Consider the following 24,561-nt stretch of genomic DNA (forward strand, 5'->3'; position numbering starts at 1 on the left):
TTGAAGACTTTGAGCAGGATGGCCCTAAGATTCTTATCATTTTAGACAATGCAAGTATTCATAAAAAGGCAGAGATTCTAGAGAAGATAGCGAAGGAGATGCCCAACATTGTTTTAGAATTTCTGCCACCCTACAGTCCGGACTATAATTTAATCGAGTTAGTTTGGCACTCTGCAAAGGAATTCATTGCCAATCGTCTATTTGAGTCGATTGAGGATCTAGAAGCGCTTGTTCATAACCTGTTGAACGAAGGGCAGCTTGTCATCAAATGGGATCGCAAGATCAAAAACAAAGGAAACACAATCAATGCAATTTAAATGCATATCAGCTTAGCCAGATTTTTTACTTCTGAACTTATATTTCAACAGTTTCAGAACGCACAAAGAGGCATAAAAAATAGTCTCAGTCTGACAGATATTAAAAACGTAGTTCTTCCCCTCCCTCCCCTCGCCGAACAAAAACGTATCGTCGCCAAGGTCGATGAGTTAATGAAACTGTGCGACCAGCTCGAAGCTAGTTTGCGGCGGCAACAGGAAACAGCCCAGGCTTTAGCGGCTTCGGCCCTATGCCTATTGGGAAGTGTTCGATGAACTCCAGGCCAAACAGCGGGAACGGGGCGGACGCACCCTGACGCGGCGGCGGCTGGATGTGACCGACCGCGATGTGGAACGCCATCCCCCCAACCGGATTGACCAGTTCTCGGTGGCGGAAGATCCGCAGGATTTACATATCCCCATCTCCGCTGACGACCAAGAACTAGGTCGAGAACAGTGCCTTATTGGCCTACTGGGGCGGGGCAAGGGTAGCGATTTGCTGGCCAAACCAGGTGGCAACATGGGTGTTGCTGCCGTTGGCGAGGCGTTCGAGGGCTTCGGTGAGCCATGCGATGGGCAGATCCGCCAGGGCTTGGGAGGTATCACAGGATTGATAGGTGCCGTTGCCCTGTCGCGCAAAGGCAAACACCCGTCGGCCCTGCACGTCGATCACCCAATATTCAGGGATGCCCAGGGCGGCGTAGAGGTGCTTTTTCTCGTCTAAATCCGTGGCTAGGGTGGTGTCGGCAATTTCCCCCACCAGGGCGGGAATGGGGTGCTGGGTCAGGTCTATGCGGCGGGATTCCCCCGGCTGCCATTGGGGATAATCTGGCCCGATGTAGAGCACCAAATCCGGCGCACTGGCACGGGTTCCAGGCTGTTCTAACAGGCAACGACCGAAGGAGCTAAACACCTGATCGGGATGCCGCATGGCCCAGACGAACAAAAAAGCCGTGAATAAATCGCTCACGGAAGCATGATTCATGCCCTCTGCGCCCATCAGTATCCACAACCATCCTTCGTTAAAGGCCAATCGGATTCGTTCGTTACTAGGATCATCCCGCAGGGCAAGGTAATCCTCCCAGGTGGTGGAGTGCCAAGTCTGGAGGGGGTGATCGCGAACCGTGGGGGCCGGAAAGGTTGCCGTCATGGCGATGACTTCAATAGCGCTGACTCTAAAGTAACAAAACGCCCTAGCCAAAGCCTGACCAGGGCGCAGAGATTCCGGAGACAAACAATCGGTAGACAAAAGAGCGGCTGGAGTTGCCCCCAGCCGTTCGGTTGATGACATTAGGAGGCCGCTTGGCGTTCCTTGGCTTCCTTGATCACCGTTTCTGCCACGTTGGCGGGGCAGGGGGCATAGTGGGAGAACTCCATGGAGAACTGGCCGCGCCCGGAGGTCATCGTCCGCAGGTCGCCGATGTAGCCGAACATTTCGCTCAGGGGCACATCGGCCTTCACCCGCACCCCGGTGAGGGTGGGATCCTGGGACTTGATCATGCCGCGCCGACGGTTGAGGTCGCCGATCACGTCGCCCATGTAGTCTTCGGGGGTGAACACGTCCACCTTCATCACGGGTTCTAGCAGTTGGGGGCCAGCCTTGGGTAGAGACTGACGGTAGGCCGCTTTAGCCGCAATTTCAAAGGCAATGGCCGAGGAGTCTACGGGGTGGAAGCCGCCATCGGTGAGGGTGACTTTGAGGTCTACCACGGGGTAGCCCGCCAGCGGCCCTTTGTCGATGCTGGTTTCAAAGCCCTTTTGCACCGCAGGCCAGAATTCGCGGGGCACGTTACCGCCCGTCACCTTAGACTCGAACACAAAGCCGCTGCCCACTTCACCGGGCTCGACAATGTAGTCGATCTTGGCGTACTGACCGGACCCCCCGGACTGCTTCTTGTGAACATAGCCATCGGTCAGCACCTTGGTGATGGATTCGCGGTAGGCCACCTGGGGCTTGCCCACCTCCACTTCCACGCCGTGGGTGCGCTTGAGGATGTCCACCTTAATGTCGAGGTGCAGTTCGCCCATCCCCTTGAGGATAACTTCGCCGCTCTCTTCGTCAGTTTCCACCTGGAAGGAGGGGTCTTCCTGCACCATCTTGCTGATGGCCATACCCATTTTCTCGTTGTCGCCCTTCTTCTTGGGGGCCACCGCGATGGAGATCACCGGGTCGGGGAAGACCATCGGCTCTAGGGTGGCAGGGTTTTTGGGATCGGCGAGGGTGTGGCCCGTCTGCACGTTTTTCATGCCGATCAGGGCCACAATGTCGCCCGCCTGGGCCGATTCCACCTCTTCCCGGTCGTTGGCGTGCATTTCCACAATTCGGCTGATCCGCTCGGTCTTGCCCGTGGCGGTGTCGAGGATGGTGTCGCCCTTCTTGATTTGACCCGAGTAGAGCCGGGTGAAGGTGAGGGCACCAAAGCGGTCGTCCATGATCTTGAAGGCCAGGGCGCGGAGGGGCTTCTCCGGATCCACATAGGCGAAACCACCCGTGGGGTTACCTTCCAGGTCGATTTCGGGCTGGGGAGGCACTTCCGTGGGGCTGGGCAGATAATCAACGACGGCATCTAGCACCAGTTGCACGCCCTTGTTCTTAAAGGAAGAACCGCAGTAGGTGGGGAAGAAGGCCAGTTCGCGGGTGCCCTTGCGGATGCAGGACTTGATCTCATCGATGGTGAGTTCTTCGCCCTCGAGGTACTTTTCAAGAATCTCATCGTCTTGCTCAACGGCAAGCTCAACCATGGCATCCCGGTATTCTTCAACCTGATCCACCATGTCGGCGGGCACGTCGGTGATGTCGTAGTTCTCCGGCTTGCCGGAATCATCCCACACCCAAGCCTTGCGGGTGAGCAGATCCACCACGCCCACAAAGTCATTCTCGGTGCCGATGGGCAGCACCATCACCAGGGGCTGAGCGGCCAGCACGTTTTTGACCTGCTCCACCACCTTGTAGAAGTTAGCCCCAATCCGGTCAAGCTTGTTGACGTAGATGATTCGGGCCACCTTGGAGTCGTTGGCGTAGCGCCAGTTGGTTTCCGACTGGGGTTCCACACCGCCGGAGCCACAGAACACGCCGATGCCACCGTCCAGCACCTTGAGGGAACGGTACACCTCAATGGTGAAGTCTACGTGGCCGGGGGTATCGATAACGTTGAACTGGTGGTCTTTCCAGAAGCAGGTCGTCGCTGCCGACTGAATCGTGATCCCCCGTTCTTGCTCCTGCTCCATGAAGTCGGTGGTGGCCGCACCGTCATGGACTTCACCAATTTTGTGGATTCTGCCAGTCAGGGCCAGGATACGTTCGGTGGTGGTGGTTTTTCCCGCGTCTACGTGGGCGAAAATACCAATATTTCGGTAACGGGTGAGATCTTTCGTGGGCATAATAACTGCTTCTCCGGATTCTGTGCGACAGGCCGCTGGCGACCACTGAACAGGGTTGACTCAGACGGGTTCTGGGTTGCCCTGGTAGCCATGTACAAGAGGGTTCTCTATCACGCGAGCATGACGACGAGTCTTGGGTGAGGCTGCGGTAACAACGCCTAGTATGAACTATTGTAAAACCCCTAGCCCCCTTCTTGGAATAGGCCAGGGAAACCAGGGGAATTTTACGCAAATCTGATCTAGCATAGCGGGATTATGGCTCCATCGGGTCTGGCCATCGGCGTGATTCCCCTAGCCGATGTAGGGAATTGTGGATATTTAACCGAAGGCTTTTGCCAACGCGCTAGGGGCGAAGCCTCCTGGGTAGAAGCCATGGTGTTGATGGTGTTGATGGGGACGGATGGTTGCGTTGCTGGTGTCCTCACTTGGCTGCCGATGGTTCTGGAACCTAACCTAGCCTGAGTATCCGGTAAGTCGTCAGGCGTTTGGCCCGCTACCCCACGGCTAAGGGGCTCAGCAAACACCCTGCCTGGGCTTGAAGAAATGTTATTGCCGATACAAATATCTAGTGATATGCTGAAACATTCGATCACATATCCATGAGTAACCCATAGCCCAAGGTAACGACGGGTTAAGCAAGCGTCATCTGTCGTTCCGGCTTATGTGTTGCTACAGCGCAGAGCACAAGCTTGCCGCTAGTCTTTTCCCGACGGATCTGGGCTAACGAGTGGTCTGGGCGTTGAATTCAGTACACGCGCCAATGACCCTATTTGGATTTTTCTGGGCGGCCCATCTACCCTCCACACAGGCGATCAACTTTTCCCCTGTCCCCATTGCTCTCCTGGGAGATGTGGCAGGTTGGGTTGTGCCGTCCCACCCCGCCCCCCACCTTGCCACGGATCCCATGGCGTTGGATCCGCTCGGCCCAGGCGAGGCTGTGGAACCCGCCTCCACGACCCCATTGCACAGTTTGGAGTCTCGGCCCCTGAAGAATTTGGGAGGGGCTGTGGACTGGCAACGGTGGAAAAACACCGCAGCGGTCACGGTCGTGGATATCTCCGCTACGGAAGATCTGGCCACCGCTCATCTAGAGCCCAATGACCTAGCCTCGATCTCCTGCCCAGCCGCTCATCCGAAACATGCCGGGGATCAACACCTAGCCCCCACAGCGGCGGCGACCACGTCAGAGGCGACCACGTCAGAGGCGACCACGTCAGACAGTACCGCTCCGAAAGGGGGCATAGCCGAGGATTCCTCCTTCGTGATTCAAGTCAAGGGGGTAGCCATTGGCCAGTTAGCGTCGGTGGAGGTGGCTGAGCAGGTGGCCGCCGATCTCCGACAGGCCATGCCCATTTTGGCCCAGCATCCCCAAGATCTCGCGCCCACCATGGAGGGCAATCGGGGCATGGGCGAACTCCAGGATCACACCATTTTCTCCTTGTCTCCAGCGGCCCTAGGGGAAGAGGAATCCGTGGCCCTAACAACCGTCCAGTGGGTGAATAATCTGCGAATCGCCTTGGGAGCAGCGCCTCTCAACCCCGGCCAGGTACAGCGGGTCGCCTACGGGCTCGATCACACCTCCACCCAACTCCAGGGCACGGCTTCTTGGTATGGGCCATATTTCCACGGTCGCCAAACCGCCACGGGGGAAATCTTTGACCAAAATGCCCTCACCGCCGCCCACAAAACCCTGCCCTTCGACACCTACCTAGAGGTGCGCAACCTGCTGAACGGCAAAACCGTGGTGGTACGCATCAACGACCGTGGCCCCTATGTGGGCGAGCGATCCCTAGATTTGTCCTATGCGGCGGCCCGCTGCCTGGGCAGTGTACAGGTGGGCGTAATTCCCTACGAGGCCACCATTCTCACTCCGGGCGACCCCCAAACCTGGGAAGAAGCGGCGCTACCGTTATAGGAGAACTGTAGGATAGGCAGAGGATCCAGCCCCCTTGGGAGCGATCTCGGTCTCTACCCCTCAGCACCCTATGAACCCCGTCGATCTTGCGTTTTTGCCCGCCACGGCCCAGGCCGAACTGATCCGCCAGCGCCAGGTGTCGCCCCTGGAACTGGTGGAGTTATACCTAAAACGCATTGAACGGCTGAACCCAACCCTGGGAGCCTACGTGGCGGTGATGGCCGACCAAGCCCTGGCCGAGGCCAAGGCCAAAACCGAGCAGGTGATGACCACCGACCCCGCCGACCTGCCGCCCCTGTTTGGGGTGTCGGTATCGGTCAAAGACCTCAACTCGGTGGCGGGGGTGCCCTGCGCCTACGGTATTAAAGCGGCCTGCGACCGCATCGCCAGCCAGGACGACTACATTGTCACCAAGCTGCGGCAGGCGGGGCTGGTGATTCTGGGCAAAACCGCCACCTCCCAGATGGGGTCTCTGCCCTACACGGAACCGCCCGGATTTCCCCCAGCTCGGAACCCCTGGAACCTGGACTATACTCCCGGTGGTTCCAGTGGCGGCGGTGCATCGGCTTTGGCGGCGGGGTTGTGTGCCATCAGCCAAGGCTCCGATGGCGGCGGTTCCCTGCGGGGGCCAGCCTTTTGCTGTGGCCTGGTGGGCATGAAGGCATCACGGGGCCGCGTCAGCTTTGCTCCCGTGGGAGAGCGGTTGAATGGTCTGGCGATCAACGGCCCCCTGGGGCGCACCACCGCCGATGCCGCCGCGTTGCTGGATGCCCTCAGCGGCTACGAACTGGGCGACCCCTACTGGTTGCCCGACCCCGACCCCAGCTTTTTGGCGGGTCTCTCGACACCACCGCCGCCCCTGCGGATTGGCTACGTCACCCGCCTAGACCCGATTGGTGAGGCCGATGCTGTCTGTCGGCAGGCGGTCTATGAAACGGTGCAGCGGGTGGAGGAACTGGGCCACACCGCCGAGGCGGTGACGTTTCCCAGCCTAGAGGATCTGATCGAACCCTTTACGGTGGTCTGGCAATGCATCCTGGCGGAGGCCGGAATTCCCTGGGTGGTGCTGGAGAAAATGAACCGCTGGCTCTACTGGCGGGCTTGGCGGATCAATAGTGGAGCCTACCTGCGGGCGGTGGCCAAGCTGCAACAGATCGCCCGCGATATCGTTCGCTTCTGTGCCCCCTACGATGTGCTGATTCTGCCCGTCTACACCCACCAAACCATCCCGGTGGCGGCATGGAAGGCCCTCAAGTCGCCCCAAATTTTAGAAAACGTGATCCGCTGGGTGGCCCCCTGCCCGCCCTTTAACGCCAGCGGCCAACCCGCCCTGGCCATCCCCACCGGGTTCTCGCCCCTGGGGTTGCCCATGGGGGTGCAGTTGGTGGGGCGTCCCGCTGACGAAGCCACCCTCTTTGCCCTGGCCCACCAGATCGAAACCGCCTACCCCTGGCACCACCACCGCCCACCCCTGGCGGAACGGTAGGACGGTGGAGACCTGCCATCCAGTCGGGCATCGTCCCGCTTTTGTGGCCCAGATCGCCCCACTGGCGCAATGTTTCGTTATAATGACATCAACACTTCTTAATACTTCACCCCTGCGTGATCTGAGTCACTCTCTGCGTTGACTTAGGTCACGCTTATTTTGTCAGGAGGTCACTGCCTTCACGCCCCCTTTGCCGGATAGTAAAGGTATCGAGACGCAACCCCCTGCCATGGCTACCCTGCTCTTTCCCTCCACTTCCGATCACGGTGCAGCCGCCCCTCGGCCCTCGCTGCCGCTACACCTGTCCCGCATTGCCACTGCCCTCGCGGCCCTAGTGGGTGTTTGGGCTATGGCCAGCCAAGAGGCTTCCAGCCAAATCCCTGGCCTTGCCGATGGCACCTATCTCTATGGCGAATCCCCCGTGGCAGAAACCGTGGGAGCCACCTACTTTGTGTTTGAGGTCTCCGGCACCAGTCTGACCGGGGCCGCCTACCAAATGTCGTCTTCTTTCGATTGTGTGCATGGCACCGTGACCGCCAATGCCCTGGATCTGACCCTTGTGGACGCCTACGACCAAACGGAATTTTCCCATCGCGTGGCCCTAACACCCGGTGAAACCACGGTGGCAGGTCTGAATGGCGGTGCCCCCCTGCCCAACATCGAAGGCATGAGCCCCATCGCCCACCTCTCTCCCCTCGATCATGACCTGCTTGCCACCTGTCAGGGGCGATAAAAACCCTTGGCGTTGGCGACCCCAATTTGCCATATCCACCCCTGGGGGCGAGGTTTCCTCGTCCTTTTTTTTGCCATCCCCCCGTCTAAACTGGAGGTAAGCCAACTGGATTGAGCTACAGATCCAACGCTACCCAGACCTGTTGCAGCAGGGGTTGGGTGCCAACGCCGCTAACGGCGGAAATGCAGTGGATGGGGCGATTTAGCTCGGCTTCAAACTGCTGAACAAGGGCATCGAGGGTGGCCTCATCCAGGGCATCGATCTTATTGAGGGCGACGATCTGGGGCCGATCTCCCAGACCGTGACCATAGGCCATGAGTTCCTGCTGGATGGTGTGGTAATGGTCGAGGGGGTGTTCGGCGGTGGCGTCCACCAGGTGCAGCAGCAGACGGGTGCGTTCGATGTGGCGCAGAAATTCGTGGCCCAGCCCTAGCCCCTGGTGAGCGCCTTCAATTAGACCGGGAATATCGGCAAATACGGTGCCATCCCCCGTGGGTCGTCGCACCACGCCGAGGTTGGGAATCAGGGTGGTGAAGGGATAGTCGGCAATTTTGGGCCGCGCCGCCGACAGGGACGCAATCAGGGTCGATTTTCCGGCGTTGGGCAGGCCAATGATGCCCACCTCCGCCAGCAGTTTTAGCTCCAGCCGCAGGCGTCGCTCTTCGCCAGGAAGTCCGGGCAGGGAATGTTCGGGGGCGCGTTGGCGGTTGCTGAGGAAGTGGCGGTTGCCCAGGCCGCCCTTGCCGCCCTTGGCCACACAGAGGATTTGTTCGGGGGCCACTAAATCCCCCAGCAGTTCGTCGGTGTCGGCGTCGTAGACCATGGTGCCGCAGGGGACGTCAAGCGTGAGGTCGTGACCACAGGCTCCGGTCATGTTTTTAGGGCCGCCCCGCTGGCCATCGTCGGCCTTGAATTGGTGGGCATAGCGAAAGTCCAGCAGGGTTTGTAGATTGGCCGTGGCCCTGAGGATGATCGATCCGCCATGGCCCCCATTCCCCCCCGATGGCCCCCCGGCGGGCACATACTTTTCGCGACGGAAGGCCACAATGCCATCACCACCTTTTCCGGCAATGACATCTACCTCAGCTTGATCAATAAATTGCATTGGGTCAGGGGGGTGGTGAAGAGGGGATGGAAGACTAAGGCTGCGGACTAATTCGATGGGACAGGAGCGGTTTGGGATTGCTGCTGAATCTGCATGAGGGCGGCTCGAATTTGCTCCGCCAGGGTGTCGTTTTGAGGGTAGGCAGCGGTGATGGCGTCAAAACGCTCGTTACGGAGGCCGTTGGCCTGGACGATCTGGCTGGCCTGGTTGCAGTAGTTCACCACAATGGTGCGGACGTTGCTGCGTAGGTTGCGGGGCAGTTGGTTGAGGCTGTTGGTGTCGGTGCAGCGCAGGCTAATGCTATTGATGTCCACGTTGGTGCCCGTCAGGAGCGCCCGAATTTCGTTGTAGGCGGTGGTGCGGGGTTCCTCCATCTCGAGCACCGAGCGGGCATAACCCATGATCTCATCGGGGGAAACGTTGATGCCCTGAGCCCAGGCGGCGGCTCCCCATCGCACGGGGTTGTGCCCAGCCGTCGGCAAGGAAAGGGGCACGCCCTGAGCTAAGAGGGCGACACTGGCCAAAAAACCAGCGATCAAAGGGGATCGACTCCGCCGGAGGAGAACTGTGGTCATGGATGTGGACTTACTCATAGGGATATCTGATGCTGTGATATCTAAGCTGTGATATCTAAACCGATGGGTTCTAACGGTCATACCTCAACGTTTTGCCTTGAATGGTGGGGCGGCGATTAAGTTCCCCTAGGGTAACGTTAGCTAACAGGGCGAAAAACACGGCATAGTTCAATCACCTTCGTTTGCAGGGTGGCTCGTTCATCCCGACCGAGTTTTAATTCAGATTCTAATTCTAGTAGCAAAGGCAAGCTCCGTTGCAATTGGGCTAGGGTAATGCCCCGGATCTCCTGGCGTAAAAAATAGATGCGCTTGGGGTTGGCAATTTCCGCAGCGGCAGCAATCTCCGCTTCGCTGGTGACCCGCTCCGCCTCCATCACCTTCAGCCACAGCCACAGCCGAAACTGGCTGACCAGGGTGGCCACCATGCGCAGGGCGGGCTCGTTGCGGTTCAGCAGGTCTTCTACTAGGCTCAGGGCCGTTTGGGTATCGCCCTGTTTTGCGGCCTGGGCCAACTTGAGGCTGTTTTGGGTGGAAACCGTCACCAAATCGGCGGCGGCTTCGGGGGGGATGGGCCGCTGGGGATCGTTCCAAAACAGGGCCAGCTTTTCGAGTTCGATGTGGAGTTGGCGGGTGTCGTTGCCCACCGCTTCGGCCAGTAAGTCAATGGTTTTAGGGGTCAGATTGAGGGAGCGGGCCTTGGCTACAGTTTCTACCTGCTGACGAATTAAATCGGTCTTCCAGGGCGGAATTACCGCAAATTCTCGAATCTCCCCATGCTTTTTAAACAGCTTGTAAAACTTAGAACGGCCATCGGGCTTGGCGGCACTGGTCAACAACAACACCGACTCGCTGGGCAGACCGGGCAGGGTGCGCTCTAGTTCCGCCAGCACCTCATCGGGACAACGCTGGCCCAGGGCCGTATTTTGCAGCCACACCAGCCGCTTCCCCAGGCCAAAGGGCGGCGTCATCACCTGGTTGAGCGCCTGGATCGGGCCATTGGCCACCGAGGGCGGGAATACCTCATAGTTAAAGCTGGCCCAGGCTTCATCTAGGGTCTCTTGGCGCAGGGCTTGCACCGCCGCTTGCAGTTGAAAGTCGTCGTCGCCCCAGAAGAAATAGGCTGGCATAGGAAATCGGGAGTCGGGAGTCGGGAGTCGGGATTGCATAACGCTGTGGCGGGGCTGTACTGCTCTGAAGCCATGCCCCAGCAGACTTAGCCGTTGGAAGCTTGGGAAGCTATGGATTATGGGATGATGGGGGGCGGCTTGGGTAGGGGATGGTGGGTAATAACGGGGCAGATGGGGCACAGAGTTCAATGCAATCGACTCAATCCATGGGTGGACTAGGTGCGATGGCGAAGTTGTGGCAAAGCCCTATTTTAGAAGAAAGTTTTGGCTTGATTGACGCAGAATTTGGCCCCCATGCCTTCTCGCCGGAGGAGTATGCCGTGGTGCGGCGGGTAATTCACAGCACGGCGGATTTTGAATTTAAAGACCTGGTACGGTTTGACCATGGGGCGATCTCAGCAGGGCTAACGGCCCTAACCCAGGGTGCGCCGATTGTGGTGGATGTGACCATGGTGCGTCAGGGAGTGGTGGGTTTGGTGGAACGTACCTTTAAGAATCCCCTATGGACAGCGGTGAGCGAGGGGGATTCCCCACAACCGGGACGTACTCGCACGGAAACGGGGCTGCTGCGCTGTTTGGAAAAGGTCTCTGGCTCAACCCCTGGCCCAAACTCTGGCCTAACTTCTAGTTCAACCCCTGGGGCGGTGGTGGTGATTGGCAATGCCCCCACAGCGTTGATGGCTCTCTGTGAAGAAATGGAGGCGGGACGGGTGCAACCTGCACTGGTGATCGGGGCTCCGGTGGGGTTTGTGGCAGTGGAAGCTTCTAAACAGCGCTTGGCCCAGGTGGCGGTGCCCCAAATTCGGGTGGAGGGGCGCAAGGGTGGATCTTCGGTGGCGGCAGCGATTTTGAATGCCCTGCTGGTGTTGGCCTGGGAGCAACAGCCATGACGCCTATCCAGGTGATCGGTGTGGGACTAGAGGGGGGGGCTGGACTGTCCCCGACCCTACGGAAGTTGATTGACCAAGCAACGGTGCTGGTGGGCAGTGAGCGCCAGTTGAGCTATTTTCCCAACGTGGCGGCGGAAACTTGGCCCCTGGGCAATCTTCAAGCCACCCTGGAACGGCTGAGGCAATGGTTGGCGGCTCACGATCAGGATCAGAAGGGCGGCCAAGAAAAGGATCGCAGTCAAGCGGGGTCAGATCAGGGGTTGGGTGATCTGGCGGTGGTGCTGGCGTCGGGGGATCCGCTCTTTTTTGGCCTGGGGCGACTGCTTTTGGAAACCCTGCCCGCCGAGTGTTTGACCTTTCATCCCCACCCTAGTTCGGTACAGTTGGCCTTTAGCCGCCTCAAGCTGCCCTGGCAGGGGGCGACGGTGATCAGCGCCCACGGGCGGTCGATGGATGAATTGGTGGCGACCCTGCGGCGGGGGGATGACCTAATCGCCGTGCTGACGGATCCCGACCACAGCCCAGCGGCCATTGGTCGGCTAATTTTGGACTTAGGTTTGCCCCAGGGGTATGCCCTCTGGGTGTGCGAAAACCTGGGCGGCGAGGGGGAAGCGGTACATACCCTCACGCCGGAAACGGTTTTGGAAAAGTCCTTTGCAGCGCTGAATGTGGTTGTTCTACAACGGCAATCTCCCCCCGCCCCAGACCCTAGGACGTTGCCCTTGATCGGCCTACCCGATAGCGCCTTTGCCACCTTTGCCGACCGTCCCGGCCTGATGACCAAGCGGGATATTCGCATTCATATTCTGGCGGACTTGGCCCTGCAACCGGGGCAAACCCTGTGGGATATCGGGGCTGGAACAGGCTCTGTTAGCGTGGAAATCAACCGCTTCTGCCCTACCAGTTCGGTCTACGCCATTGAGAAAACCCTGGCCGGGTACCGCCTGATTCAGCAAAACCAGCAGCGCCTCGGCAATGGCAACCTGCACCCCATCCACGGCAGCGCCCCAGAGGCTCTAGCGGATCTACCCGACCCGGATCGCATCTTCATCGGCGGCAGCGGGGGCCATTTGCCGGATATCCTGGATACCTGCGCCCAGCGGTTGCGGCCCCAGGGACGGATCGTCCTGGCCGTGGCCACCTTGGAACACCTCAGCGCCACCCTAGCCTGGGCTAGACCACGGTCTCCCGAATGGTCGGTGACCCTCCGCCAGATCCAGATCCAGCATTCCGTCCAGGTTGGCCCCCTCACCCGCTGGCAACCCCTCACCCCGATTACCCTCATCACCCTAGGCGTAGGGGGCATTCGCAGCTAGGGGGCCCTTGGCGGTCGTTCAATCCCCTGCGCCAGCCGCAATGCACTATCCAATCAAGGGATCTGCTGGGCTTGGAGATTCAGAGGGAGCCGCTGGGCTTGAGGATCTAGTGAAACCAGACGGTATAGCCCCAAATCCCCAGGCCCGTCAGCACCATCAGGCCCAGGGCAGGCAGTCCGGTGAGGGGTTGATCCGGCTTTCCGGCCAGGGCTGGAGCGGTGGGGGAGGGCTGGATGAGGTGCAGGGCATCGATCAGGGCAATGGCAAAAATCCAGCCCGTATGCAGCCCCCAGGCGAGGCTGAGATCTCCGGCCATGGCCCACCGGGCCAGCAGCAGCACGAGGCCCATCAGCCCCAATCCCGGCAGCGAGGGCACCCCAGCAGGGCCATCCCACAACAAATGGGAAGTGGCGAAAATGGTGCTGGCCAAGATCGCGACCCCCACCCAGGGCAGGGCGGTCAGTAATCCGTTGACCAAAACGCCGCGAAAAATTAGTTCCTCTACCCAGCCAATGAAGAGGGTCAAGATCGGTAAGGCCAAAAGCAGGGCGGGGGGAGCGGCAGGGGGGGAATCTACCCCTGCGGGCCGCCATTGTCGCCAACCCAGGGCTAGCTGAACAGCAACGAGGATCACAACCCCCAACATCGCAACCCCTAGCCCAACCCCAAGGGGCGTCCAGGTACTCGATTGCCAGGTCACGCCATAGTTAGCCCAGGTCTCCCCATGGCCGTAGCGGCAGTAGATCTCAACGGCAGGGGGAGCAAGGAGATATAGAGGCAGTAAAAGCGGCAGTTTATGCTCTGGGGCGATGGGATAACGCCAGGGAATTTTGGCCAACCGGGCAATGCCCAAGGCAACGGGCAACCAAAGCCCAATCCAACCTAAAAAAAAACGGTTAAACCCAGTATTGGGGGCATAGGGGGAGACTCCAAGTTTTCCACAGGTTTTCCACAGGGGATAGCGGTTATGGTTCCCACTTGATTTGAACGGTTCCAACCTGATCTGGACAGGAGGAACTACTGGCCCAATTTTACCTGCAGAAAAGCAGTTGGCCATCCATCCGATGGATAACCAACTGCTTTTGAGATGGGTACCAACGAGAGTCACCCCATCAACCGATCAAAAATCTGTGGCATGGGGTGAACCGTCGTTGGTCAGCGACAAAACTAACGTCAGAGGCTGAACTACTCTTCTTCAGAGGTGCCGTCCATCTGCCTCAACTGAATGTGCTTGTAGCCCAACTTAATCTCAAACTCGTCTCCGGGCTTGAGACCCATTTCTTGGGTATAGGTGGAGCCAATCACAATTTGGCCGTTTTTATGGACACTGACCCGATAGGTCGGTTCGCGGCCACGGCCATCTTTGCCGCTGTCGGGATCTAAATTAATGCCCTTCGCCTCTAGTAGAGCATCGTAGAAGCCAGAGAGATTGACACGGGGTTGACCATCCTTAGTAAAGGCGTAGTAACCACATTCCTTGGCGGTTTCGCGCTTAGTCAGGTGATTCAGCTCTTTGACCTTTTGCAGCAGGGCTTTACCCGTGAGGGGAGTTGTTTTCTCTACCATTGTTACCATTGCTAGGAGAATTCCTTGTAGAAAAGTACGAGGCCAAGGCTAGCTTGACCACTTAGAGTGATGACACACAAGCGCCTACAGTGGCTTAGCGGCCTGACCTTTGGATGCGATCCTCAATATTTTTGAGGAGTCTGTTCCCATGAAAATATTATAGACATAGGGTAGAAATCTGTCATCTGATAATGGAAAGTTTTGACGAGTTTTTCATTTAGCCTATTAGGATGATCCGAGTCTTAGAGGCGATGCTTTCTCCTTGCCTAGGGGGGCTAGCCGCTGCACCTTTAGCCTCTGTTTAAAGCTTTTGAGGGATCAGATACATGCCCCCACCCCGGATCGACATCTGGAAATTTTGCCGGATGACATCAAAAAGTCTCAGGATTTGTCCACCCTCTCTTGGGTATATCCCTGGTTTAGTCATGGTGATGGTGGTCTCAAGACACCTGGAGGATGGGCATTTTCTGGGTCAGGTCAAGGTGAAGTCGCGCAAGCCTAGAGCTTGATCTAGCGGTTGAAGCAAGGGCTGGATCTGGGGCTTACCGTGGTACTGAATAGGATGGGTTCTGAGGGGGATGGGCTGGTTTTATGAGGTGAGGTGATGGGGGTATAGCGGCTGTATTCTGGCCCAGGGAATGGGTATTCAGCCCGATCAAAAAGCAGACGGTGTCCTAGGAAGGACTTCCGTCTGCGGGTGGATACGATAGTGGCTAGGGCTAGGATTGACCTGTCCCTTAGCCTGGTTTAAACCGAGTTTGGGAGGGATACTAGCCTTCGCGCAACTGGTCTAGAACCGACTGATCTTCCATGGTGGAGGCATCTCCGGCGATGGCTTCGCCGCTGGCCAAATTCCGCAAAAAGCGGCGAATGATTTTACCAGAACGGGTCTTCGGTAGGGCATCGGCAAACTTGATTTCCCCTGGTCGGGCAATGATGCCAATTTCCTTGACGACATGATCCTTAAGTTCCTGTTTGAGGGCATCGCTGGGGGAATATTGCCCCTCTAGGGTGACAAAGGCAAAGATATCCTCGCCCTTAATCTCATCCTTGCGGCCCACCACGGCAGCTTCGGCCACGGCGGGGTGAGACACCAGGGCCGACTCAATTTCCATCGTTCCCAGACGGTGGCCGGAGACGCTGATCACGTCATCCACCCGACCCATCACCCAGAAGTAGCCATCTTCGTCTTTGCGGGCACCGTCGCCTGCGAAGTAGAGGTATTGGCCATCCTGGGGCGGGATGTGTTCCCAGTAGGTGCGGCGGTAGCGTTCGTCGTTGCCGTAGACGGTGCGCATCATGCTGGGCCAGGGGTGTTTGATCACCAGGTAGCCGCCTTCGTTGGGGGCAACGGGGTGGCCATCGAGATCCACCACATCGGCGATGATGCCGGGGAAGGGTAGGGTAGCGGAACCGGGTTTGGTGGCCACCGCACCGGGGATGGGCGTCACCATAAAGCCCCCGGTTTCGGTCTGCCACCAGGTATCCACAATCGGGCATTGCTCGCCGCCGATGACGGTGTGGTACCACATCCAGGCTTCCGGGTTGATGGGTTCGCCCACGGTGCCCAGCAGCCGCAGGGAGGATAGATCCCGCGCCTTGGGTAGTTCGTCGCCCATTTTGATGAAGGCCCGGATGGCAGTGGGGGCGGTGTAGAAAATCGTCACCCCGTACTTTTCAATCACATCCCAAAAACAGCCGGGATTCGAGGGCCGGGGCACCCCTTCGTACATCACCGTGGTGGCCCCGTTGGACAGGGGGCCGTAGACAATGTAGCTGTGGCCCGTAATCCAGCCCACATCGGCGGTACACCAGTACACGTCGGTGTCTTTAATGTCGAAGGTCCACTTAAAGGTGGTGTGGGTATAGAGGTTGTAGCCGCCCGTGGTGTGGACGACCCCCTTGGGCTTACCCGTGGTGCCGCTGGTGTAGAGGATGAACAGCATATCCTCAGCGTCCATTTCCTCGGCGGGGCAGTGGGCATCGGCAGTGGCTTGTAGTTCGTGCCACCAGTGGTCGCGGCCTTCTGCCATGGTGACTTCGGCCTTGGTGCGCTGCACCACCAGGACGTTCTCCACGCTGGGCACGCCATTGTCGGCTAGGGCGGCATCTACGGCGGATTTCAGCGCTATGGTTTTGTCCTTGCGGAAGCCCCCATCGGCGGTGATCACCAGCTTGGCTTCGGCATCGTTGAGGCGATCCTTCAGGGCTTCGGCACTAAAGCCCCCAAACACCACGGTGTGGGGTGCCCCAATGCGGGCACAGGCCAGCATGGCAATGGCGGCTTCGGGAATCATTGGCATGTAGATGCCCACCCGGTCGCCCTTTTTCACCCCCAGGCCTTTGAGGACGTTCGCCACCTGGCACACTTCCCGGTGCAGTTGGGCGTAGGTGAGGGTGCGGCTGTCCCCCGGTTCCCCTTCCCAAATCAGGGCGGCTTTGTTGCGTCGCCAGGTGGTGAGGTGGCGATCTAAACAATTGTAAGAAATGTTGATTTTGCCGCCCACAAACCATTTGGCAAAGGGGGGCTGCCAATCCAGCGTCGTTTCCCAGGGCTTGAACCAATGGAGTTCCTGTTCGGCCAACTCTGCCCAAAACTTCGCGGGATCAGCAGCGGCCTTTTCGGCCAACGCTTTGTAGGCATCGAGACTGTTAATCGCCGCCGTATCGGTGAAGCTAGCGGGGGGCGAAAAAAGACGGCTTTCGTTGAGAACCGATTCAATCGTAGGTGAAGCCATAACTAAAATACGTGCGAGTATGCTTGTGAGTATCCTTTGAAAACCATACGTTTCCGGGGGACGCTTTGGGAAATCTGTACGTTTTCTTTAACCTCTAGGAGGAGGATGTACCCATCGTTGGGGGTATGGATAGTTTAGGGCGTGAGCTGGGTATGCTAAGACTAATCGGGGCCAAGCAACCTTTTCGGCCAACGCGAGTCTTAGCCACCATGGCCTGTTTGGTGCGGTGGATATGGGCCAGCCGAGGTTTCTCGCTACGGTAGCGATACCTTCCAAATCAGCGCTACTGTAACGGTGCAGTGATGTCTAAACCTTGAAAACTTCAACCTTCGTCGTTCCCGCCGCTGCGTTAGCCGCCCAGACCCGCCTATGACTACGGTACAAGCCCCGGAACCCACCGGAAAATCCTCCCCCTTGGCCTCCCAGGAGGGCATCCTCAACAGCATTTTGGGGGTGGCCATTTTCGACCTCAACAGTCTGCCTAAGGAATATTACATTACTGCCGAAAATGACAATACCAACTGGGTGCAGTTGGTTTTCCAGGCACTAGGTCTAAAGTCCCTGCTAATGTCCTCCCTTAAGTTGGATGGCTTCTTGCATATTTCCATCGGCTTTAGCCAGCAAACCGCCATCGTGGTGCGGGGCAAGAACGACTACATTGCCCTGCTGATGCGGGAACCCATTTTGTTTAAAGATGTCGAACAGGCCGATAAGTTTAGCCTATGGGTGCGTAGCTTCGAGCAAAAATTGCTGCGCCAGAATAGCCGCTTTATCCCCGCTTAAAGTATGCCAACTCATAAAGCATCCAAGCTCAGCCCTCATCCCCCAACCCCTTCTCCCTCGGCATTGTGGAGGAGGAGGAGACCCTAGCTGCCCCGATAGGTGCTGTAGGACCAGGGAGACACCAGCAGCGGCACATGGTAGTGACTGGTGGGGTCGGCCACGGTGAAGCGGATTGGGATTTGGTCGAGGAACGGCGGCTCGGATAGCGCGGCTTCGGTAGTGGCAAAGTAGGCGGCGACATCAAAGGTAATTTCGTAGGTACCCTTTTTCAGTTCTTCCCCGTCTAACAGGGGCTCACTGGTGCGGCCATCGCTGTTGGTTTCTACGGTTTTTAGTGCCGTCTTGATGTCTGCATCGTTATTAATGGCCCAGACTGTCAGCCGCAGCGAGGCGGCAGGTTTACCCAGGGCTGTATCAAGAACGTGGGTGGTAAGTCGGCCCATTGTTATGGTGAAAGTTGCTAATCGTACAGTCAAAGCATATAGTAAGACGCTCTCTGGATGGGACGAAGACTATACATTCCTGAAAAATTGTCTTTAGTTTAGTGCTACCCTCATCCCGAACTATGGCGGATAATAGGAAACCTGTGACCTAACGCAACGCATAGAAAAACTCAAGGTTGCCCATAGATGGGGACGAGGTCTGCAAGGCGTTTTAGGATCACAGGTGTTGATGATGTCATTTTGCCGCCGCCGCCATGTCCAACGCCTTCCTTGAACGCCTCCACAGCCCAGCGCATCCCGTCATTGTCTTTGACGGGGCCATGGGGACGAACTTGCAGGTGCAAAACCTGACAGCGGAAGACTTTGGTGGCCCAGAGTATGAAGGCTGCAACGAGTATTTAGTGGTCACCAATCCCGCCGCTGTGGCCAAGGTGCATCGCGACTTTTTGGCCGCTGGGGCCGATGTGATTGAAACCGATACCTTTGGCGGCACCTCCATTGTGCTGGCGGAGTACGACCTCGCGGATCGGGCCTACGAGCTGAACAAAACCGCTGCGGAATTGGCTCGGAGTGTGGCTGACGAGTTCTCCACGCCTGAAAAGCCCCGGTTTGTGGCGGGTTCCATGGGGCCGGGGACGAAGCTGCCGACCTTGGGCCATATTGATTTCGACACGCTAAAAGATGCCTACGTGGAGCAGGCCCGTGGGCTAATCGACGGCGGCGTTGACCTGATGCTGGTGGAAACCTGCCAGGACGTGCTGCAAATTAAAGCGGCCCTCAACAGCATCGAGGAAGCCTTTGTCGCCACGGGCAAGCGCCTGCCCCTGATGGTGTCGGTAACCATGGAACAGCAGGGCACCATGCTAGTGGGTACCGAAATGGCGGCGGCCTTGGCGATTCTGGAACCCTACCCCATCGACATCCTCGGCCTCAACTGCGCCACTGGGCCAGATTTGATGAAGGATCACGTCAAGCACCTTTCTGAACAGTCGCCCTTTGCCATCTCCTGTATCCCCAATGCCGGACTGCCGGAAAACGTGGGGGGCCACGCGGTCTATCGCCTCACTCCGATGGAACTGCGGATGTCGCTGATGCACTTTGTGGAAGACCTGGGCGTGCAGGTCATCGGCGGCTGCTGCGGCACCCGTCCCGAACACATCGCCCAACTGGCGGAATTGGCCAAGGATTTGCGCCCCAAGGAACGGCCTGTGCGATCCCCCCTAGCCCCCCTTACGCAAGGGGGGAACCGAGCCGAGGCTACGACCGATGCCCCCCTTCCCAAGGGGGGTTGGGGGGATCCCCGTCCGGCCTTACATTACGTCCCTTCAGCCGCGTCAATCTACAGCACCCAGCCCTACGAGCAAGACAATTCCTTTTTGATTGTGGGCGAACGCCTCAACGCCAGCGGTTCCAAGAAATGCCGGGAAATGCTGAACGCCGAGGACTGGGATGGCTTGGTGGCCCTGGCGCGGGCGCAGGTGAAGGAAGGTGCCCATGTCCTCGACGTGAACGTGGACTATGTGGGCCGCGACGGCGAACGGGACATGCAAGAGCTGGTCTCTCGCCTGGTGACAAACGTGACCCTGCCGCTGATGCTCGACTCCACCGAGTGGCAAAAAATGGAGGCAGGGTTGAAGGTGGCCGGGGGCAAGTGCATCCTCAACTCCACTAACTACGAGGACGGCGACGAGCGTTTCTTCAAAGTGCTGGAACTGGCTAAGAAATACGGGGCCGGAATTGTGGTCGGCACCATCGACGAAGACGGCATGGCCCGCACCGCCGAGAAGAAGTTTGCCATCGCCCAACGCGCCTACCGAGATGCCCTGGAATACGGCATTCCCGCCCACGAACTTTTCTTTGATACCCTAGCCCTGCCCATTTCCACCGGGATTGAAGAAGACCGGGTCAACGGCAAAGAAACCCTCGAATCGATTCGGATGATTACCGAAAACCTGCCCGGTTGCCACATCATGCTGGGGGTGTCGAACGTCTCCTTTGGTCTCAACCCTGCCGCACGGGTGACGCTCAACTCGGTGTTTCTCCACGAGGCGATGCAGGTGGGGTTGGATGGCGCGATTGTGAGTGCCGCCAAAATCTTGCCCCTGGCCAAAATCGAGCCGGAGCATCAGCAGGTCTGCCGGGATCTGATCTACGACCGCCGCGAATTTGATGGCGACATCGTCACTTACGATCCCCTCACCAAGCTAACGACGCTGTTTGAAGGCAAGAGCCTCAAGAAAAAAGAGGCCATCGCCAAGGATCTGCCCATTGATGAACAGCTCAAACAGCACATCATCGACGGTGAACGCATCGGCCTAGAGGACGCCCTGGCCAAGGCGTTGGAAACCTACCCACCCCTAGAAATTATCAACACATTCCTTCTGGACGGCATGAAGGTGGTCGGCGAGTTGTTCGGCTCCGGCCAGATGCAGTTGCCCTTTGTGCTGCAATCGGCCCAGACCATGAAAGCCGCCGTGGCCTATCTGGAACCCTTCATGGAAAAGGCCGACAGCGATGGCTCCGGCAAGGGCACTTTCATCATCGCCACGGTGAAGGGCGATGTGCACGACATCGGCAAAAATCTGGTGGACATCATCCTCTCCAACAATGGCTACAAGGTGATTAACCTCGGCATCAAACAGCCCGTAGAAGCCATCATCCAAGCCTACCGGGAGCACAACGCCGATTGCATCGCCATGAGTGGCCTGTTGGTGAAGTCCACGGCCTTCATGAAGGACAATCTCGAAACCTTCAACCAAGAGGGCATCACCGTCCCCGTCATCCTCGGCGGCGCGGCGTTGACCCCCAAATTTGTCCACAACGACTGCCAAAACACCTACAACGGCAAAGTGGTCTACGGCAAAGATGCCTTCTCTGACCTGCATTTCATGGACAAACTGATGCCCGCCAAGGCGGCGGGGAGTTGGGATGATTTGAAGGGCTTTTTGGATGAAGAATCGGTAGAAAGCGAGGAAATTCAAAATTCAAAAGGCAAAGGGCAAAATTTGGAAACGGAGGCCGATCTTTCGACTGCCGATTCCCCACTCCCCACTCCCATCGACACCACCCGTTCTGAGGCGGTAGACCCTGCGATTCCTCGCCCCACACCGCCCTTCTGGGGTACCAAAGTCCTCACGCCAGCAGATATCGACCTAGAGGAGGTCTTTGGGTATCTGGATTTGCAGGCGCTATTTGTCGGTCAGTGGCAGTTCCGTAAGCCCCAGGAGCAATCCCGCGAGGAGTACGATGCCTTCTTGCAGGAAACCGTCCACCCGATTTTGGCGGATTGGAAACAGCGCATCCTGGCCGAAAACCTGCTCCATCCCCAGATTGTCTACGGCTACTTCCCCTGCTTGGCGGAAGGGAATTCGCTACACATCTACGATCCGGCGGTGGTTGAGGAAAGGCAAAAGGTAAAAGGCAAAGGGCAAAATTTCCCAGAACCCATCGCCACCTTCACTTTCCCGCGCCAAAAATCCCTGCGGCGGCTCTGCATTGCCGATTTCTTTTTGCCGAAGGAGATGGCGAAACCGGGTGAATTTGACGTGTTCCCCATGCAGGCAGTGACGGTGGGCGAAATTGCCACGGAATTTGCCCAAAAGCTGTTCCAGGCCGACCAATACACCGACTACCTCTACTACTACGGCCTCTCGGTGCAGGTGGCAGAGGCCCTAGCAGAATGGAGCCACGCCCGCATTCGCCAAGAACTGGGCTTTGGGGATCTAGAACCCGAAACCCTGCGCGAAATTCTACAACAGCGCTACCAAGGCTCCCGCTATAGCTTTGGTTATCCGGCCTGCCCCAACATGGCGGATCAGCCTGTCCAACTCGACCTGCTGCAAACCGACCGCATCGGCATGACCATCGACGAAAGTGAGCAACTCTATCCCGAACAGTCCACCACGGCGATCATCGCCTACCACCCTGTGGCCAAGTACTTCAGTGCTTAACAACCAGGGGTGGGGATAGATCCCTAGGCTCTATGGCAGACAGCCCTAGATCTGTCACGGATTCTGAGTCCGGCTGGCTCATCCTCGGTTCTGGTGAGCAGACCTCGCCACTACGGGATGAAAAAAAAGCCACCTGCCGTAACAGGTGGCTCAGAGGGAACTCAGAGACAACGCAACTTAGAAGGAAATCTGACCCTGGAGGTTAAACAGGAAGATATCGGGGTTGGTGCTGAAGTTGTTGGCGTTCATGATCCAATAGAAGGAGGGCATGACCGCCAGGTTGCGGTTGATGGGGTAGCGGTAGGACACCTCCACCTCCTGCTGGGTGCCGCCGTTGCCGCCACCCGACACCAGGAATTGACGCCCCCCAGTCACGTCGTAGGGGATCAGGTAGGATACCGTTCCCAAGGCTCCTGGCTTGAACAGGTCGGGGAAGGCAACCCCCAGTTGGAAGGACTGGCCGTTGACATCGCCAATCCTGGCCCGCGTGGCGGCGTCCGTAAGTTTAACGCTGCCGTAGCTGTAGCGGCCAAACAGTCCCAGCCAAGTCCAGGGTGTCCAGTCGAAGTTGACCAGGAAGGTATCAGCGGGGGCATTGGTGACTGAACCGTTAGCCCCGTTATCCGCGAAGCCGTAGATGGGTTCGCCTGCGGTGCCGCCCACCATGGCAACTCCATTAAAGGTTGTGGGCATTAGGTTAGAGCGAGTATACAAGAACCGCAGGTTGAGGTTGTTAACGGGCCGCAGTCCAATTTGCCCCGTCAGGGTGGTGGTGCCGCCAAACAGACCCACAGAGGGATCGCTGGCGGGACGCAGACCGGGTAGGAATTCGTTATTTTCCGCCAAGTAGCCGACCCGCACATCCATCCAGTCAGCAACATTCCACACCGCCACTGCTCCGGCCCCCCGGTCGATGGTGTTGACCTGGGTGCCGCCACTGGAGTTAAAGCTGTTAGCTCCGGTGAGGAAGAAGGTATAGCGGTTGTTGTCGAAGTAGCTATACCAGTTGATCCGGGGGCCAACCTCCAGGGTGAGGCTATCGCCCACGGGGAACATGTAGCTCAGTTCGCGCAGGATGACATCAAAGTTGCCGACTGGGTTTTGAAAGGTGAACGGTGCACCAAAGGTATTGAACAAGCCCGCCGAGGCATAGAAATTACCTGGGGCCGTTCCCGCCCCCGCCGCCAGTTGGATCTTGAGCCGATCTGACCCGGTGAAGGAGGTGTCCATGTTAATCCAGGTCAACCCTCCAGCCGTAGTGGCGGCATCATTGGTGATCGTGCGAACGACCGGGGCCAGGGTGACCGGGTCGCGGGCAGGAACAAAGACGCTTACCCCCTCTGCCAAAATGTTGCCGTTGGAGAAGCCGTCGCCAATGCTCATGAAGGCGGAACCGCGCAGTTTGGTTTGGGTGGAAAACTGCTGTGCCCGGAGGGAGGCGGTCTCGGCTTCTAGGGCATCCACTCGGCCTCGCAGAGCGGCCAGTTCGGTGGAAAATTCCTCCTGCAAGCGGCGAATGGCCTCAAGGTCCTCAACGGAGACATCGCCTAGGGTGCTGACTAGCACATCTAAACAGGCATTGAGGCCCGCTGCAAACTCGTAGCGGGTGAGGCTGCGTTGTCCTCGGAAGGTGCGATCTGGGTAACCCACGAGACATTGGTAGTTGTCCACCAGGTTACTGAGGGCTTGATAGGCCCAGTCACTAGGCGCAACATCTGAGAAATCCGTCACCCGAAGCCCCTGGGCCAGGTCAGCGGCCCTGGGTTCCACCCGGCCATCGTTGCCCAGGGCGGTTTCTAGGTCAGTCACCAGGAACATGGGCGTGGCTTCTGCGTCAGAGGCAATAGTTTCCTCCGTTGCGTCCTCCGTGGCTACAGCCGCCGTAGCATCGACCGTTGCCTCCGAGGTAGCCTCGACCGCAGGCGTCAACGTTTCGGCCAGCAGGATGGTTTCCGTGGCCACCGCTGTCCCCAACCCTACGTCTAGGGAAGGTTCCGCCACCGCAACCACCTCGCTAACCCCAAGGGTGGGTAGGGTTTGGGACGAGGGTTCTCGTTCCGCTACCTCCTCAGCGGCGGTGGCAGGCAAAGCCGCCATCACCAGCAAAACGGTCGCCAGCCAGCCAGATCCACGGCTCGCCCAAGCCAAGAATCGGCTTGAAAGACCCAACGTTTTAAGGTTCAACATCGTTACTCCTCACACCAATAGATGGTTAAACACACCACGGGTGAAGCGCCTT

20 protein-coding genes are annotated in these 24,561 nt (G+C 58.1%); 10 read left to right on the forward strand and 10 right to left on the reverse strand.

Annotation, left to right across the window (positions count from 1 at the left end; translation table 11 throughout):
* Both H6G62_RS00005 and H6G62_RS00010 read left to right on the forward strand, forming a co-directional pair.
* A partial coding sequence (locus tag H6G62_RS00005; protein ID WP_190492062.1) for a transposase occupies positions 1–317 on the forward strand: 317 nt, incomplete at its 5' end.
* Entirely contained in the window at positions 318–590 is a 273-nt protein-coding gene (locus H6G62_RS00010) for a restriction endonuclease subunit S (protein WP_190492063.1), read from the forward strand. It abuts the gene before it with no gap.
* A gap of 193 nt (positions 591–783) precedes the next feature.
* On the opposite strand, the gene H6G62_RS00015 is transcribed toward H6G62_RS00010, so the two are convergent.
* Together H6G62_RS00015 and fusA are read right to left on the reverse strand one after the other, a co-directional pair.
* Positions 784–1,605 carry a Uma2 family endonuclease gene (locus H6G62_RS00015; protein ID WP_242051765.1) on the reverse strand — a complete coding sequence of 274 codons (822 nt, stop codon included), beginning with the start codon at positions 1,603–1,605 and terminating at the stop codon, positions 784–786.
* Positions 1,605–3,695: an elongation factor G gene (gene fusA / locus H6G62_RS00020; protein ID WP_190492064.1), complete on the reverse strand. Its 2,091-nt coding sequence runs from the start codon at positions 3,693–3,695 to the stop codon at positions 1,605–1,607. Before fusA ends, H6G62_RS00015 begins: the two co-directional genes overlap by 1 nt.
* A 255-nt stretch (positions 3,696–3,950) precedes the next feature.
* Between fusA and H6G62_RS00025 the strand changes: the two genes are divergently transcribed.
* From H6G62_RS00025 to H6G62_RS00040, 4 genes are all read left to right on the forward strand, one after another.
* Positions 3,951–4,157, forward strand: a complete 207-nt coding sequence (locus H6G62_RS00025) for a hypothetical protein (RefSeq protein WP_190492065.1) — start codon at positions 3,951–3,953, stop codon at positions 4,155–4,157.
* A 298-nt stretch (positions 4,158–4,455) separates the two neighbouring features.
* The gene (locus H6G62_RS27235; protein WP_199324631.1) at positions 4,456–5,610 is read left to right on the forward strand and encodes a septal ring lytic transglycosylase RlpA family protein; all 1,155 of its coding nucleotides are present in this window, start codon (positions 4,456–4,458) and stop codon (positions 5,608–5,610) included.
* A 70-nt stretch (positions 5,611–5,680) separates the two neighbouring features.
* Positions 5,681–7,096: an amidase gene (locus H6G62_RS00035; RefSeq protein ID WP_190492066.1), complete on the forward strand. Its 1,416-nt coding sequence runs from the start codon at positions 5,681–5,683 to the stop codon at positions 7,094–7,096.
* A 229-nt stretch (positions 7,097–7,325) separates the two neighbouring features.
* The gene (locus H6G62_RS00040; RefSeq protein ID WP_190492067.1) at positions 7,326–7,829 is read left to right on the forward strand and encodes a hypothetical protein; all 504 of its coding nucleotides are present in this window, start codon (positions 7,326–7,328) and stop codon (positions 7,827–7,829) included.
* A 115-nt stretch (positions 7,830–7,944) separates the two neighbouring features.
* Here H6G62_RS00040 and cgtA read toward each other — a convergent pair whose 3' ends face one another.
* The 3 genes from cgtA to holA all read right to left on the reverse strand — a co-directional run bounded on the left by cgtA (position 7,945) and on the right by holA (position 10,636).
* Entirely contained in the window at positions 7,945–8,934 is a 990-nt protein-coding gene (cgtA, locus tag H6G62_RS00045) for an Obg family GTPase CgtA (RefSeq protein WP_190492068.1), read from the reverse strand.
* 47 nt (positions 8,935–8,981) lie between these two features.
* Positions 8,982–9,527: a DUF4168 domain-containing protein gene (locus tag H6G62_RS00050; protein WP_190492069.1), complete on the reverse strand. Its 546-nt coding sequence runs from the start codon at positions 9,525–9,527 to the stop codon at positions 8,982–8,984.
* Positions 9,528–9,646: 119 nt separating this feature from the next.
* Entirely contained in the window at positions 9,647–10,636 is a 990-nt protein-coding gene (gene holA / locus H6G62_RS00055; RefSeq protein WP_190492070.1) for a DNA polymerase III subunit delta, read from the reverse strand.
* 224 nt (positions 10,637–10,860) lie between these two features.
* On the opposite strand from holA, the gene H6G62_RS00060 reads away from it, so the two are divergent.
* Both H6G62_RS00060 and cbiE read left to right on the forward strand, forming a co-directional pair.
* Entirely contained in the window at positions 10,861–11,526 is a 666-nt protein-coding gene (locus H6G62_RS00060) for a precorrin-8X methylmutase (protein ID WP_190492071.1), read from the forward strand.
* Entirely contained in the window at positions 11,523–12,842 is a 1,320-nt protein-coding gene (gene cbiE / locus H6G62_RS00065; RefSeq protein WP_190492072.1) for a precorrin-6y C5,15-methyltransferase (decarboxylating) subunit CbiE, read from the forward strand. Before H6G62_RS00060 ends, cbiE begins: the two co-directional genes overlap by 4 nt.
* Before the next feature lie 106 nt (positions 12,843–12,948).
* On the opposite strand, the gene H6G62_RS00070 is transcribed toward cbiE, so the two are convergent.
* From H6G62_RS00070 to acs, 3 genes are all read right to left on the reverse strand, one after another.
* Positions 12,949–13,707, reverse strand: coding sequence for a CPBP family glutamic-type intramembrane protease (locus tag H6G62_RS00070; RefSeq protein WP_190492073.1), 759 nt, complete (start codon positions 13,705–13,707; stop codon positions 12,949–12,951).
* Positions 13,708–14,027: 320 nt separating this feature from the next.
* Entirely contained in the window at positions 14,028–14,408 is a 381-nt protein-coding gene (locus H6G62_RS00075) for an AbrB family transcriptional regulator (protein ID WP_190492074.1), read from the reverse strand.
* A 770-nt stretch (positions 14,409–15,178) separates the two neighbouring features.
* Entirely contained in the window at positions 15,179–17,146 is a 1,968-nt protein-coding gene (acs, locus tag H6G62_RS00080) for an acetate--CoA ligase (protein ID WP_190492075.1), read from the reverse strand.
* 369 nt (positions 17,147–17,515) lie between these two features.
* Here acs and H6G62_RS00085 point away from each other — a divergent pair, with 369 nt between their 5' ends.
* Entirely contained in the window at positions 17,516–17,929 is a 414-nt protein-coding gene (locus tag H6G62_RS00085; RefSeq protein WP_199324632.1) for a hypothetical protein, read from the forward strand.
* An 83-nt stretch (positions 17,930–18,012) separates the two neighbouring features.
* On the opposite strand, the gene uraH is transcribed toward H6G62_RS00085, so the two are convergent.
* Positions 18,013–18,372: a hydroxyisourate hydrolase gene (uraH, locus tag H6G62_RS00090; protein WP_190492076.1), complete on the reverse strand. Its 360-nt coding sequence runs from the start codon at positions 18,370–18,372 to the stop codon at positions 18,013–18,015.
* A 254-nt stretch (positions 18,373–18,626) separates the two neighbouring features.
* Here uraH and metH point away from each other — a divergent pair, with 254 nt between their 5' ends.
* The gene (gene metH, locus H6G62_RS00095) at positions 18,627–22,322 is read left to right on the forward strand and encodes a methionine synthase (RefSeq protein WP_190492077.1); all 3,696 of its coding nucleotides are present in this window, start codon (positions 18,627–18,629) and stop codon (positions 22,320–22,322) included.
* A 177-nt stretch (positions 22,323–22,499) separates the two neighbouring features.
* Here the strand turns inward: metH and H6G62_RS00100 are convergent, their stop codons facing one another.
* On the reverse strand, positions 22,500–24,509 hold the full coding sequence (locus H6G62_RS00100; RefSeq protein WP_199324633.1) for an iron uptake porin: 2,010 nt from the start codon (positions 24,507–24,509) through the stop codon (positions 22,500–22,502).
* Between the last annotated feature and the right edge of the window lie 52 nt (positions 24,510–24,561).

This window comes from Phormidium sp. FACHB-1136 (genome assembly GCF_014697375.1).
In the GTDB taxonomy this organism is placed as follows: domain Bacteria; phylum Cyanobacteriota; class Cyanobacteriia; order Phormidesmidales; family Phormidesmidaceae; genus Nodosilinea.